This is a genomic window from Bacillus sp. SIMBA_008 (assembly GCF_046535495.1).
GTDB lineage: Bacteria > Bacillota > Bacilli > Bacillales > Bacillaceae > Bacillus > Bacillus subtilis.
The window spans coordinates 1-288 of sequence record NZ_JAWRWL010000276.1; the positions used below are offsets into that span (position 1 = coordinate 1).

A 288-nucleotide genomic window follows, 5' to 3' on the forward strand; every position below is an offset into this window, starting at 1 on the left:
GTAAGAGCGCATGCCATTTTTATCACCAATCAAAAAGGAAAGGTTCTTTTTCATACAAATCATGAGGATGTAGGGAAAACCATCAGTGTGTCGGAAGGAAGAAGTACCCTGCTATTTGGAGGAACCTCCATATCAACGGGTGATTCTGATGGTGAAACCGTTGTCAGAGGCAGTGCCCCAATTATGAAAGAAACAGGCAGTCATGAAGAAATTATTGGGACAGTCAGCGTCGAATTTTTAAAAAGAGATATCGACCAAGCGACAGCCCATCAACTATTCAAATTAAGT

1 pseudogene is annotated in these 288 nt (G+C 41.3%); it reads left to right on the forward strand.

The annotated features are described in order from the left end of the window. A pseudogene (locus tag SB658_RS23185) lies at nt 1-288 on the forward strand (histidine kinase); the annotation flags it as partial.